The sequence below is a fragment of the Pseudomonas lopnurensis genome (assembly GCF_015070855.1).
GTDB classification, from domain to species: domain Bacteria; phylum Pseudomonadota; class Gammaproteobacteria; order Pseudomonadales; family Pseudomonadaceae; genus Stutzerimonas; species Stutzerimonas lopnurensis.
Window position 1 is genome coordinate 1 of the sequence record NZ_JADDIX010000061.1, and the last position, 13,281, is coordinate 13,281.

The window sequence follows — 13,281 nt, forward strand, 5'->3', positions numbered from 1 at the left end:
GCTTTGCGCGCTGGAATATTCGCGGGCATGGACTCGGCGTCCCCGCCCTCTCCTACAGGGATACGTCTATCCGCAACAGCCAACTCGGACAGAGCCTATCCTTTTGCCCCACCATAGGCGCCCGCTTGCGGGCGATCGGCCGCAACGCCGATGATCGCCGGCAAGGACTCGGCGCCGCCCCGGGCTCCTACGGGCGCGGTGTGCACAGGCGGCTTTCCCGGGGCTGCACCCTGTTTGCTGCCCGACAGCGCTGCATCAGAGACGCGCAGGCGCCTCCTACAACTTAATGCCCAGTGAGTTGACAGACTAAGCAGACGGGACGCTGGCCGATTCGTCCGCTACCTTTCGTTGACCCGCAACTGCTTCCCTGCATCGGCCAGGGTATTGGGCAGGACGCGGATGGCGATGAACTTCGAGGTCGGCGTGTGGCTGCGCTCGCCGAAGCTCTCCAGCGGCACCAGCGGGTTGGTTTCCGGGTAGTAGGCCGCGGCCTGGCCGGGCGGGGTGTCGTAGGCGAGCACGGTGAAGCCGCGCACGCGGCGTTCGATACCGTCGTCCCACAGCGAGAGCAGGTCGACTTGCTGGCCCGCCTCGAGGCCGAGGCGCTGGATGTCGGCGGGGTTGACGAACACCACCTCGCGCATGCCTTTCACGCCACGATAGCGATCGTCCAGGCCATAGAGCGTGGTGTTGTACTGGTCGTGGGAGCGCAGCGTCTGCAGGATCAGGTCGGCGCTTGCGCCCGGTCGGCGTGCCTGCTCCGGCACCAGGTCCGACGGCAGCGAATGGGCCTTGAACTCGGCACGGCCGCTGGGCGTATTCCATTCGCGCCGCGCGGCGGCGTTGCCCAGGTAGAAGCCGCCAGGGCGGTGCAGCCGATGGTCGAAACCGGCGAAGCCCGGAATGGTCGCCGCGATCAGCTCGCGGATGCGCGCGTAGTCTTGCACCAGCCAGAGCCAGTCCACCGGGCGCTTGCCGAGGGTGGCGGCGGCGATGCCGGCGATGATCGCCGGTTCCGAGCGCATCTGCGCGGACAGCGGTTCGAGCTGCCCCCAGGAGGCGTGGATCATGCTGAACGAGTCTTCCACGGTGACCGCCTGCGGGCCGCCGGCCTGGCGGTCGATGTCGGTACGGCCGAGACAGGGCAGGACCAAGGCATTGCGGCCCATGGTCAGGTGGCTGCGGTTGAGCTTGGTGCTGATCTGCACGGTCAGGTCGCAGTTGCGCAGCGCCTGCTGGGTGCGCGGGCTGTCCGGCGTGGCCTGGGCGAAATTGCCGCCCAGGCCGATGAATACCTTGACCTGGCCGGCGAGCATGGCCTGGATGCATTCCACGGTGTTGTGGCCGGGCTGGTGCGGCATCGGCAGGTCGAAATGGCGTTGCAGTGCGTCGAGCAGCGCAACCGGCGGCCGTTCGTTGATGCCCATGGTGCGGTCGCCCTGCACGTTGCTGTGGCCGCGCACCGGGCAGGCACCGGCGCCGGGCTTGCCGAGGTTGCCGCGCAGCAGCAGCAGGTTGGTGATTTCCTGGATGGTCGCCACCGAATGCCGGTGCTGGGTGATGCCCATGGCCCAGCAGACGATGGTCCGCCCGGCGTTGCGGTAAACCTGCGCGGCATGGCGGATTTCCTCGCGGCCGAGGCCCGACTGCCGTTCGATCTGCGCCCAGGGCGTGGCATCCACCGCCGCCAGGTAGTCGTCGATTCCCTGGGTGTGTTCGGCGAGGAAGGCGTGGTCGAACACCGCCGGCGCACCGCTGGCCTGGGCTTCGCGCTCCCATTGCAGCAGGTACTTGGCGATGCCGCGCAGCACCGCCAGGTCGCCGCCGAGGTTGGGCCGCAGGTAGGCGCTGTGGGTCGGCGCGTCCTGGTTGGCGAGCATCTCGATGGGTTTCTGCGGGTGCTGGAAGCGTTCCAGCCCGCGCTCGCGCAGCGGATTGAAGCAGACCACCTGGGCACCGCGCTCCACCGCCTGGCGCAGCGGTTCGAGCATGCGCGGGTGGTTGGTGCCGGGATTCTGGCCGAGCACGAAGATCGCATCGGCGTGGGCGAAGTCCTCCAGCGTCACCGTGCCCTTGCCGACCCCGATGGATTCGCCCAGCGCCACGCCACTGGCCTCATGGCACATGTTCGAGCAGTCGGGGAAGTTGTTGGTGCCGAAAGCGCGGCCGAACAGTTGGTAGAGGTAGGCGGCTTCGTTGCTGGCCCGGCCGGAGGTGTAGAAGGCGGCCTGGTGCGGGCTGTCCAGCTCGTTCAGGTGCTCGGCGATGAGGGCGAAGGCATCGTCCCAGCTGATTGGAAGGTAGCGATCACTGGCCGCGTCGTAGCGCAGCGGTTCGGTCAGGCGGCCCTGGTATTCGAGCCAGTAGTCGCTCTGCTCGCGCAGCTGGGCGACGCTGTGGCGGGCGAAGAAGGCGGCGTCCACGCGGCGGCGAGTGGCCTCCCAGTTCACCGCCTTGGCGCCGTTCTCGCAGAACTTCACCGCGCCGGCTTCGGGCGAATCGCCCCAGGCGCAGCCGGGGCAGTCGAAGCCGCCGTTCTGGTTGGTCCTGAGCAGGGCGCGGATGTTCTTCAGCGCATTGCCACTGCCGAGCCAGGCGCTGGCCACGCTGCGCAGTGCGCCCCAGCCCCCGGCCGGGCCGGCATAGGGTTGGAAGCGGGTCGCGGGATGGAAGCGGGAGGTGCGGCTCATGGGAATCATCCGTTGTGGTCGGGCAGGGCCGGCGCCGGGCTGTAGACCCGCGGGGCGCTGCGATGGGGCAGGTGAATGAGGTTGAGGTTGTGCCGGCGCGCCCATTCGACGGTCAGGCTGGTCGGTGCGGACAGGCTGACCAGCGTGCCGATGCCGGCGCGCACGGCCTTGTGGATCAGTTCCAGGCTGCAGCGGCTGGTGACCACGGCGAAGCCGTCGCGTGCTTGCCGGCGTTGCAGCGCCAGCGCGCCGATCAGCTTGTCCAGCGCGTTGTGCCGGCCGATGTCCTCGCGGCAGAGGGCGATGGCGCCGCTGCCGTCGACGAACGCCGCGGCGTGCAGCGCGCCGCTGTCGCGGGCGAGCACCTGGGCTTCGGCGATGCGTTCGCGCAGGCCATGAAAATGGCTGTCGGGCGGCAGCGCGACCGGCTGCAGCGGCGCCAGTTGCGGCAGCGCCTGCTGCAGCGCCTCCACACCGCACAGGCCGCAGCCGCTGTGGCCGGCCAGTTGGCGACGCTGCTGCTTGATGACCCAGAAGGCGCGCGGGCTGACCTGCACCTCGGCATGGCGGGCATTGCCGCTGCCGTGCAGGCGCAGGTCGCGCAGGTCATCGATTCGCTCGATCAGCCCGCCGCTCAGGCTGAAGCCGACGACGAATTCTTCCAGGTCCTGCGGCGTCACCATCATCACCGCCTGGTTGAGGCCGTTGTAGGCGATGGCCAGCGCGCATTCCTCGGCCAGCACCGCGGCGCCCGGATTCCCTGGCGTGGCGGTCTGTGCGTAGTGGAGCGTGGCGTAGTGCATGGCGGCGGGCCTGCGACAGGTCGACGCAGGGGAGCCTAGGATTGCTGGGCGCGGCCGTCCAATCGCTATGTTCGATGGGGTGATCGAGCGTATCGATCAGAGGTCAGTCGATGCGCGCCTTCGGCCGTTGCAGCAGCTCGCGCGCCTCGTCGAAACAGGCCTCGCCCAGGGCCGAGCGGGGCGAGCCGCGGCGCAGGATCAGGCCCAGCGGCGCAAGCGTGCTGGCGCCCTCGATCGGAGTGAGCGTCAAGCGTTCGTCCAGCGCGTCGAGGCCGCTGTCCAGCGGCATGATCGCGCAGCACAGGCCGGCCCCGACCGCCTGCAGCAGGTGGTGCACGGCGTCGGTCTGCAGCCGGGGTGCGAGGGCGAGGCCGCGGCTGCGCAGGGCGTGGTCGATGGACTGGCGGAAATGCATGCCGCCGGTCAGCAGGCCGAGCGGCAGGTCGGCCAGGGCTTCCCAGCGCAGCGATGGTTCGGCGAAGCGGAAGTGGCGCTCGTCGTGGAGCAGGCCCATGCGGGTTTCGCCCAGCGTCAGGCTGGCGAAGTGCGCATCGTCCAGGCGTTCCAGATAGGACAGCCCGAGGTCCAGCAGATTGCGGTTGAGGCGTTCGAGGATCTGCTCGCTGCTCAGCGCGAACAGCTCGAAGCGCAGGCTGGGATGGCGTTCGGCGAATGCCTGGACCAGCTGCATGGGGTCGAAGCCGGCCAGCGGCACCACGCCCAGGCGCAGCGTGCCCACCAGTTGGCCACGGCAGGAGGCGGCCTCGGCGTACAGCCCATCCTGGGCCGCCAACAGGCTGCGTGCCCAGGCGAGGATCCGCTCGCCCTCCGCGGTGAAGCCTTCGAAGCGCTGGCTGCGGGTCACCAGTTGCAGCCCGAGCTCGTCCTCGAGGCCGCGCAGGCGCATCGACAGCGTCGGCTGGGTGACATGACAGCGCGCGGCCGCCTGGCCGAAATGACGCGTTTCGTCGAGCGCCACGAGAAACTTCAACTGCTTGATGTCCATGCCGGTCCGCTCGGGTCGAAGGTTGTGCGGGTCGAACCTTAGCATTTCCTCAGGGCGCATCGAACAGCGGCTGCAGGCCGCTGGGCGCCACGCCGGTCCAGCGCTTGAAGGCGCGGCGGAAGTTGGTGGTGTCGTTGAAGCCGAGGTGCCGGGCCACGGCATCGTTGCCCAGTCCCTGGCTCTGGTACAGGTAGAGCGCGACGTGCTTGCGCACCAGGTCGAGCTGTTCCTGGAAATGCGTGCCGTGCTTGGCCAGCTTGCGCTTGAGAGTCGCCGGGCTCATGGCGAATGCCAGCGCGACACGTTCGAGGCTCAGCGGCTCGCGGATATGCGAGTGGAGGTACTGGTAGAGCGTGTCGAGAAAGGCGCTGGGACCTTCCAGCGCATCGATCTGCCGCTGGCTCGCCTGATGGGCGACCTGGCCGACCGTGGCCGAGCCGTCCGGCCAGGGCCGATGCAGGTACTCGCGCGGCAGGCTGAGCAGGGTCAGCTGGCGGTCGAACTGCAGGTTGTCGCCCAGGTGCACCCAGTACTGCTCGACATGTCGCGGTTGCGCATAGGCGAACTGGAAGCGCCAGGGCAGGCGCAGGCCCGAGCCGCGCTTGCACAGCGCCACGACCGCGGTCAGGTGGGCCTCGATCAGAAAACGCTGGTGGCGCCCGGCGCTGCCGCCGTCCAGCCAGTAGAGATGCATCTGACGCTCATCAAGCAACAGGCGCGGGGCCAGCAGCGGGCAGAGCAGGGCGCGGAATTGGCAGAGTCGCTCCAGCGCCTGGATAAGGTTGCCGGCATTGGCCAGGGCGTGGCTGACGTCGCCGTAGTGGCCGGGCAGCAGGCGCTGGCCGAACAGGAAGCTGCTGTCCGCGGCGCCCAGCAGGCGCTCGGCGTTGCCGATCAGGACCAGCAGTTGCGCCGGGCTGATACGCGCTTGCCCGCTGGCGACATCCTCGTAGAACAGGCCGCTGCCGCGCAGCAGCGCGTGGCTGTCGATGCCGCGCGACAGCGCCAGGTCCAGCAGCACCGCCGGCTGATGGTGCGCGGCGATGAAGCGGGTGTCCCATTCGTACCAGCGCAGCGGGCCATTCATTAATCGCCGCCTCAGGCACAGCGCGACAGGGACTGCTTGGCCTTGGCCAGCCCGAGATTGAGGCGCCGGAGCAGTTGCTCGGCATCGTCGTCGAAGGCCATCGCCACCGCCGTGCTCGCATGCAGGTGCAGGCGTTCGCCGTGCTGGCGGGTCTTGTGCGCCAGGCTGGCGACGGCCGTCTCCAGCTCCTCGGCGAGCTGCCGCGCCTGCTGCTCCGAGGTGTCCGGCAGAAGCACGACGAAACGATCGCCCGCCAGCCGGCAGAGCAGGTCCTGGTGCCGCAGGTTCAGCACCAGCAGCTGCGCCACGGCTTGCAGCACGAGGTCGCCTTCGTCCTGGCCGTAGCGCTGGTTGACCCGGCTGAAATCGTCCAGGTCGACAGCCAGCAGCGACAGCGGGCGTTGTTCCTCGGTTGCCTGGCGCAGGGCCAGGTCGAGTTGCCGGCGCAGGTATTCGGCGGTGCCCAGCGGGGTCAGCTTGTCGAACAGGCGATGCTCGCGAAACAGCCGCTCGCGCTTGCTCATCTGCGCGTTGATGGCGCGCTGCTCCTGGTTGAAGTGATAGATGCCGACGGTCAGGAGGATCAGGCCGACCGGCATCGGCGCGGTTTCCAGCCAGTTGTCCCAGGCGATTGTCGCGGGCAGCCGGATGAATTCGTCGAGCAGATCCATCCACCACGAAAAACAGATGCAGGCCAGCCCCAGCGCCAGCAGCCGGGTCACGCGACCGGCGGGGCGGCTGTGCAGCAGCATGATCAGCCAGGCCAGCGCCAGGACCGCACTGCCGCCTTCGCCGGCTACGTCCATCCAGTCGATTTCGGCCCACGGCTTGATCTCGCCGGCGGCCAGCAGCAGCTGCAAGCCGGCGTTGGCGGCCAGGGCCAGGCCCAGCAGGGTGAGGGTGTGGAGCTTGAGCAGGGACTTCATCGAGGGTCTCCGTGGCCTGGGTTCGCGCCGGTGGCGTGCATGCACGGAAACAGACGGATGTGACGGTTCGATGAAGCGGCCGGGGGTCGATTCGGCTCAGGGGAGATTCGATTGGAGCGTGAATTGTCCGAGGCTCGGGCGCCAGAGGTGTGATGAAAGTTTTGCTTTCATTGGGTTTCAAGCCTCAAGCCTCAAGCCTCAAGCTGTAGGGCGGGTGCAACCCGCGCGGACGATGCTGGAGCCAACGCCGAAGCGGCGGGTTGCAACCCGCCCTACGCTACTTTTAGGCTTCAAGCTTCCAGACTTCAGGCTTTTATCCGGCCTGCCTCGCCCGCTACGCTCCGGGTCATATCGGCTCATAACCCCGCCGGAAACCCTCCAGATCCCCGTATTTGCGCCCTGACCGCCGCGCCTGTCACAGAACCGCCATCTGCCCCGCCTACCGTCCGCTGCAGTTCCGGGATGGGCCCGGCCAACACAGTTCGGGGGGATTGTTCATGAGCACATACCGCAGCGGCATCGGCGGCGCGGGGTTCCGCGTCAGCCTGCTGGCCCTGGCCGTCAGCGCCGGCTCGGCCTGGGCCGAGGAGCCGCTTGTCATGGAGCACGTCGAGGTCATCGGCCAGGCCGTCAGCATCGACGAGGCGCTGAAGGATCAACGCCGTTCCGACAGCGTCAAGAGCGTGGTGCACGCCGACGGCATCGGCCAGTTGCCCGACGACAACGCCGCCGAGGCGCTGCAACGTATCCCCGGGCTGTCGGTGGAGCGCGACCAGGGCGAGGGGCGCTTCGTCAGCGTGCGCGGCATCGCGCCGGACCTGAACAGCGTCACCATCAACGGCACCCTGGTGCCCTCGCCGGAAAGCGACCGCCGCGCCGTGGCGCTGGACGTGCTGCCCTCGGAACTGGTGCAGTCACTGTCGGTGGTCAAGACCCTGACCCCGGACATGGATGCCAACTCCCTGGGTGGCACCATCGAGGTGGAAAGCCTCTCGGCCTTCGACCACGACGGGCTGTTCTACAGCATCAGCGGCGAGGGCAGCTACGACGACAACGTCGACAAGACCAGCCCGAAATTCTCCGGCGCCATCAGCAACCGCTTCAGCCTGGGCGACGGCGTCGACAACTTCGGCGTCGCCGCAGCGCTCAGTTGGCAGAAGCGCGACTTCGGCTCGGACAACGTCGAGACCGGCGGCGCCTGGGACTTCGACGACGGCGCCCGGCTGGAAGAGCTGGAGCAGCGCGATTACCGGATCACCCGCGAGCGCACCGGTTTCGGCCTCAACTTCGACTACAAGCCCGACGATGTCAGCAACTACTACCTGCGCACGCTGTACAGCCGCTTCAAGGACAGCGAAACCCGCAACGCCGCGGGCGTCGAATTCGAGGACGCGCAACTGCCCGGCGAGCGCGGCGACGCCGAGGGCTGGCGCGAGCTGAAGTCGCGCGAGGAAACCCAGACCATCCAGTCCTACGTGTTCGGCGGCGAACGCATGATGGGCCTGTGGACCCTGAGCGGGCAGGTCGGCTACAGCCAGTCCCGCGAGCGCAACCCCGGCGGCATTTCCGCCGCCACCTTCGAGGGCGACTTCGCCGACGCCGGCTTTTCCGACACGCGCAAGCCGCGCCTGCTGGTGGACCCGTCCTTCTACGATCCGGCCGCCTTCGAGCTGGACGAGGTGGAATGGGAAAAGACCGACACCCGCGACCGCGAGAAGAACATCCGCCTGGACCTGGCGCGCGACTACGACATCCAGGGCCATGCCGCCCAGGCCAAGTTCGGCGGCAAGCTCAGCCGCCGGCACAAGGACAACGACACCGAGGTCTGGGCCTACGACGATTTCGACGACCTGACCCTGGCCGACTTCCAGGGCGGCAACGTCGATTACGCGCTCGGCCGCTTCGGCCGGAGCATCAGCGCCTCGGCGATCGAGCGCGCGATCGCGGGCCTGGACGCTAGCCAGTTCCACGACGAGGAGGAGTCGCGCATCAACGACTTCGACATGCACGAGGACATCAACGCCGCCTACCTGATGAACACCCTGGACATCGACCGCTGGCGCGTCATCGCCGGCCTGCGCTACGAGGGCACGCGCTTCCGCGCCAAGGGCACCGGGATGCGCGACGACCAGTTCGAGGCGACCTCCAGCCGCAACAGCTATCACCACTGGCTGCCGGGGTTGCATGCACGCTATCAACTGACCGACGACACCCTGATCCGCGCCGCCTGGACCAACACGGTCGTGCGTCCGACCTTCGGCCAGCTGGCGCCGGGCTTCGTCATCGACGGCGACGACGCCGAGTTCGGCAACCCCGACCTCGAGCCCCTGGAGTCGGTCAACTACGACTTGGGCATCGAGCACTACATGGGTCGCGCCGGCGTCGTTTCCGCCTACCTGTTCTACAAGGACATCGACAACTTCATCTACAACACCGACCTGGCCGGCACTGGCCAGTGGGCGGCCTTCGACGAGGCGCTGAGTTACCGCAACGGCAGCAGCGCCAAGCTCTATGGGCTGGAGCTGGCCTACTCGCAGAAGCTCGACTGGCTGCCGGCGCCCTGGAACGGCCTGCTGCTCGGCGCCAACGCCACCTTCAGCAAATCCGATGCGGACATCGAAGGGCAGGGCATGCGCCGCAGCATCGACCTGCCGAACCATTCCGACACGGTCGGCAACCTGATGCTCGGCTGGGAGAACGACCGCCTCAACCTGCGCCTGGCGGCCAACTACAAATCCGCATACCTGTACGAAGTGGCCGGTATCGACGACAAGGCCCACGACCTGTACGTCGACGACCAGCTGTTCGTCGACTTCAAGGCCGGCTACTTCCTCACGCCGAGCCTGCAGCTGACCTTCGAGGCGCTGAACCTGACGGACGAGTCCTACTACGTCTACGCCGGCCGTCGCGCCTACAACGCCCAGTACGAAGAGTACGGCCCGACCTACAAGCTCGGCCTGACCCTGACCCACTTCTGACCCATGCCGCTCCGCTGCCCGCCGTTCCCCTTTTCGGCGGGCAGCGGCCCGCGGCAGCCTGATTGGAATCGCGCTTCATGCATGCACCACTACACAAACCCCTGCTGCTGGCCTTGTGCATCACCCTGGCGGCCTGTCAGGCCGCCAGCCGCGACGACGCGCTCCCGGTGGCGACTCCGGGCCTGGCCGTCGCCGGGCAGATCGCCGGGCTGGAAGATGCCCAACTGCTGGAAAACGACGGCTTCTGGCCCGGCGCCGACCGGCTGCAGATAGGCGCTCGCGGCCTGCAACTGCTGGATCGCCAGCAGCAGGTGCTCAGCGAGTATCCGGGGCGTTTCGAAGGCCTCGATCACCGCGCCGACGAGAACGGCCTGTTGCTGGCCAGCGTCGAACGCAATCGCCAGCAGGCGCTGCTGGTCGGCCTGGATGCCCATCACGCCTGGAGCCAGCCGCTGTTCCTGCCACGCACCGCCTTCGCCATCGAAGGGCTGTGCCTGTACCGCGACAGCGCGCGCAACGACTTTCTCTTCCTGCTCGGCGAGGAGGGCGTCGGCGAGCAGTGGCTGGTCGCCAGCGAGGGCCGCCTGCTGAAGGATGCGCGGCGGGTGCGCGGGCTCGCCCTGCCGCCGGACAGTGCGTTCTGCCAGGCGGACGATGCCGCGGGGCAGCTCTACGTCAACGAGGAGAACGTCGGATTCTGGCGCTACCCGGCCGATGCCGAAGCGCCGCTGCAGCGCGAACCGCTGGACCTGCGCCGGCCGTTCGGCAGCTTGGCCGGAGCCGCGGCCGGCATGGCGCGGGTGCCGGGCGGCTTGCTGGCGCTGGACCCGCAGGCCCCGGCGCTGCATCTGTATCGCCAGACCGAAGCCGGCTGGCAGGCCGATGGCGTGCTGGCGCTGGAGGGCTTCGACGAGCCCGAGCGGATCAGCGCCCGCCGCAGCCGGGACGGCATCGAACTGCTGCTGGCCGACGAACGCGGCCTGCATGCGGCGCAGCTCGCCTGGCAGCCCGAGGCGCTGCCAGAGGCGGCCCCGATCACCAGCCTGCCGGCCGCGGTCGAGACCGGCCCGGTGCCGAGCCTGGGTGATGCGGCGGACGATCCGGCGATCTGGGTTAACCCTCATGACCCGGCGCAGAGCCGCGTGCTGGGCACCGACAAGAAGGGCGGCCTGGTGGTCTACGACCTCGACGGTCGGCAGGTCCAGGACCTGCGTGTCGGCCGGCTGAACAACGTCGACGTACGCAGCGGCTTCCGCCTGGGCGCACGCGAGGTGGACCTGGCCGTGGCGAGCAACCGCGACCGCAACAGCCTGCACCTGTTCGCCATCGATCCCGCCAGCGGCGTGCTCGCGGATATCGGCCAGGTCGCCACGCCGCTGGCCGATATCTACGGCCTGTGCCTGTTCAAGGACCGCCAGGGCGCCATCCATGCCATCGCCAACGACAAGGACGGGACCTTCGTCCAGTACCGCCTCGATGGCGCCTCCGGGCAGCCGCAAGGCGAGCTGATGCGGCGTTTCCAACTGGCCAGCCAGCCCGAGGGCTGCGTCGCCGACGATCGCGGCGAGCGGCTGTTCGTCGGCGAAGAGGACATCGCCGTCTGGGTGCTCGATGCCCGCGCCGAGGCGCCGGCGACGCCGGAACAGGTGATCGGCGTCGGCGGGCCGGTGTACGCCGACATCGAGGGCCTGGCGCTCTACCACGGTGCGCGCGGCGATTACCTGGTCATCTCCAGCCAGGGCAACGACAGCTACGTGGTGCTCGACGCCCAGGCGCCCTATGCCGTGCGCGGTGCCTTCCGCATCGGCCTGAACGCCGAGCGCGGCATCGACGGCGCCTCGGAAACCGACGGGCTGGACGTCACCTCGGCCAACCTCGGCGGCCTCTGGAGCCGCGGCATGCTGGTGGTGCAGGACGGCCGCAAGCGCATGCCCGAGGGCACGCAGAACTACAAGTACCTGCCCTGGTCGGCGGTTGCCGATGCGCTGGGCCTGGATTGACGTCATCGCCCGGTAACCGACCCGCCATCCAATAGCAGCTGCCCATGCGGGCAGGAGGAACGACTCATGCAAACGACTCTCGAGCACATGTCCGTCTGGGGGCTGGTCAGCGAAGCCAGCCTGGTGGTGCAGGCGGTGATGGCGATCCTGGTGCTGGCCTCGGTCTCCAGCTGGTTCCTGATCATCCGCCGCGGCACCGCGCTGCACCGCAGCGAGCGCCTGCTGCAGGGCTTCCTGCGGCGCTTCCGCGAGGACGCCGATCTCGCCCAGCTCTACCGCGAAGGCCAGCAACAGCCGCTGGCGGCCGAGGCCGCGCTGCAGCGCATCTTCCTCGCCGGCTACGAGGAGTTCAGCCAGTTGCGGCGCCAGCCGGGCATCGCCCCGGAGGTGGTGGCCGAGGGCGTCGAGCGTAGCCTGTACGTGGCCATCGCCGAACAGGAGGAACGCCTGGAAAAGGGCCTGCAGTTCCTCGCCACGGTCGGTTCGGTCAGCCCCTATATCGGCCTGTTCGGCACCGTGTGGGGGATCATGAATTCCTTCCTCGGCCTGTCGCAGGTGCAGCAGGCGACGTTGTCCACCGTCGCCCCGGGTATCGCCGAGGCGCTGATCGCCACGGCCATCGGCCTGTTCGCGGCGATCCCGGCGGTGATGGCCTACAACCGCTTCGCCGCCCGCGGGCAGACGCTGGTCGGCCGCTACTACGCCTTCGCCAACGAATTGCAGGCGCGGCTGCATCGCCATCTGCACGGCGCTTCGCCCAGCGTCGCCGCAGCCGCCTGAGGAGGCTTTCCATGCTAGTCAGGCCACAGCGCAAACACGGGCCCAAGGCGGAAATGAACGTGGTGCCCTACATCGACGTGATGCTGGTGCTGCTGGTGATCTTCATGGTCACCGCACCGATGCTGGTGCAGGGCGTCAAGATCGAGCTGCCCAAGGTGGCGGCCGAGGCGCTGCCGGCCGAGAACGAGCGGCAAATCCTCACGCTCTCGGTGAAGGCCGACGGCAGCTTCTATTGGAACCTGGGCCCCGAGCTGGACGTCGAGCAGCAGACCGACAGTGCCGTGGATCTCGAAGAGATGCGGGCCAAGGTCGCCGCGATCATCGCCGCGCGCGGCGACACCCAGGTCTACGTGCGGGCCGACGAGGCCGCCGACTACGGCCGCGTGGTCGCTGGCATCGCCGAGCTGCAGCGCGGCGGCGTGGTCGATCTCGGGCTGATCACCGAGGCGCCGGCCGAAACGGGGCGGCCCTGAGCATGATCAGTCTGACCCTGGATACCGTTCGCAACGCCAGCCACGCCGAGCGCCGCTGGCCGGGCGACCTCGGCGCCGCGCTGCTCGCCGTGGGGCTGCATGCCGGCGTACTCGGCCTGCTGCTACACGGCTGGACGCCGGAACTGAACGCGCCCGCTGCCAGCCGCGTGCTCAAGACCCAACTGGTCAGCCTGCCGCAGCCGCCGGCCGAACCCGTGGTCGAGCCATTGGCCGAGTCGCCGGTCGAGCCGGAGCCGCCGCAGGCCCGGCCGGCGCAGCCGGAGGTCGACCCACGCATCGAACAGCGCCGGCGGGAACAGGCCAAGCTGGCTCTCGAACGTGCCGAGCAGGCGCGCATCGAGCAGCAGCGGCACGAACGGCAGCGCCAGCGCGAGGAACGCCAGCGCCAGGAAGCCGAGCGCGAACGCCAACGGCAGGCCCGCGAAGCGCAGCAACAGGCCGAGCGCGCACGTCTGGAAGCCGAGGCGGCTGCCCAGGCCGAGGCGGCCGAGCGTGCCCGGCTGGCAGCGGCCGAGGC

The 13,281-nt window shown here is 68.7% G+C and carries 9 protein-coding genes and 1 pseudogene; 5 read left to right on the forward strand and 5 right to left on the reverse strand.

Annotated elements, in window-relative coordinates; all coding sequences use genetic code 11:
• Nucleotides 1-338 precede the first annotated feature (338 nt).
• The 5 genes from IN820_RS11785 to IN820_RS11805 form a co-directional block, all read right to left on the reverse strand.
• On the reverse strand, nt 339-2,690 hold the full coding sequence (locus IN820_RS11785; RefSeq protein WP_193681165.1) for an FdhF/YdeP family oxidoreductase: 2,352 nt from the start codon (nt 2,688-2,690) through the stop codon (nt 339-341).
• 5 nt (nt 2,691-2,695) lie between these two features.
• Nucleotides 2,696-3,493 (reverse strand): formate dehydrogenase accessory sulfurtransferase FdhD, encoded by a 798-nt coding sequence (gene fdhD, locus IN820_RS11790; protein ID WP_193681166.1) that lies wholly within the window; start codon nt 3,491-3,493, stop codon nt 2,696-2,698.
• Nucleotides 3,494-3,596: 103 nt separating this feature from the next.
• A complete protein-coding gene (locus IN820_RS11795) occupies nt 3,597-4,499 on the reverse strand; it encodes a LysR family transcriptional regulator (RefSeq protein WP_193681167.1) in 903 nt (300 codons plus the stop codon).
• 49 nt (nt 4,500-4,548) lie between these two features.
• Nucleotides 4,549-5,586: an AraC family transcriptional regulator gene (locus IN820_RS11800; RefSeq protein WP_193681168.1), complete on the reverse strand. Its 1,038-nt coding sequence runs from the start codon at nt 5,584-5,586 to the stop codon at nt 4,549-4,551.
• An 11-nt stretch (nt 5,587-5,597) separates the two neighbouring features.
• Entirely contained in the window at nt 5,598-6,512 is a 915-nt protein-coding gene (locus IN820_RS11805) for a GGDEF domain-containing protein (RefSeq protein WP_193681169.1), read from the reverse strand.
• A gap of 497 nt (nt 6,513-7,009) precedes the next feature.
• Here IN820_RS11805 and IN820_RS11810 point away from each other — a divergent pair, with 497 nt between their 5' ends.
• The 5 genes and pseudogenes from IN820_RS11810 to IN820_RS22640 all read left to right on the forward strand — a co-directional run.
• On the forward strand, nt 7,010-9,490 hold the full coding sequence (locus IN820_RS11810; protein WP_193681170.1) for a TonB-dependent receptor: 2,481 nt from the start codon (nt 7,010-7,012) through the stop codon (nt 9,488-9,490).
• 77 nt (nt 9,491-9,567) lie between these two features.
• Entirely contained in the window at nt 9,568-11,490 is a 1,923-nt protein-coding gene (locus tag IN820_RS11815; protein WP_193681171.1) for a phytase, read from the forward strand.
• A gap of 66 nt (nt 11,491-11,556) precedes the next feature.
• Nucleotides 11,557-12,270, forward strand: a complete 714-nt coding sequence (gene tolQ / locus IN820_RS11820; protein ID WP_193681172.1) for a protein TolQ — start codon at nt 11,557-11,559, stop codon at nt 12,268-12,270.
• A gap of 11 nt (nt 12,271-12,281) precedes the next feature.
• On the forward strand, nt 12,282-12,743 hold the full coding sequence (gene tolR / locus IN820_RS11825; RefSeq protein WP_193681173.1) for a protein TolR: 462 nt from the start codon (nt 12,282-12,284) through the stop codon (nt 12,741-12,743).
• A gap of 2 nt (nt 12,744-12,745) precedes the next feature.
• Nucleotides 12,746-13,281 (forward strand): annotated as a pseudogene (locus IN820_RS22640) (energy transducer TonB); the annotation flags it as partial.

Coding starts and splice junctions, on each gene's coding strand:
- IN820_RS11785 (WP_193681165.1), bottom strand. CDS start 2,690: ATGAGCCGCACCTCCCGCTTCCATCCCGCGACCCGCTTCCAACCCTAT.
- fdhD (WP_193681166.1), bottom strand. CDS start 3,493: ATGCACTACGCCACGCTCCACTACGCACAGACCGCCACGCCAGGGAAT.
- IN820_RS11795 (WP_193681167.1), bottom strand. CDS start 4,499: ATGGACATCAAGCAGTTGAAGTTTCTCGTGGCGCTCGACGAAACGCGT.
- IN820_RS11800 (WP_193681168.1), bottom strand. CDS start 5,586: ATGAATGGCCCGCTGCGCTGGTACGAATGGGACACCCGCTTCATCGCC.
- IN820_RS11805 (WP_193681169.1), bottom strand. CDS start 6,512: ATGAAGTCCCTGCTCAAGCTCCACACCCTCACCCTGCTGGGCCTGGCC.
- IN820_RS11810 (WP_193681170.1), top strand. CDS start 7,010: ATGAGCACATACCGCAGCGGCATCGGCGGCGCGGGGTTCCGCGTCAGC.
- IN820_RS11815 (WP_193681171.1), top strand. CDS start 9,568: ATGCATGCACCACTACACAAACCCCTGCTGCTGGCCTTGTGCATCACC.
- tolQ (WP_193681172.1), top strand. CDS start 11,557: ATGCAAACGACTCTCGAGCACATGTCCGTCTGGGGGCTGGTCAGCGAA.
- tolR (WP_193681173.1), top strand. CDS start 12,282: ATGCTAGTCAGGCCACAGCGCAAACACGGGCCCAAGGCGGAAATGAAC.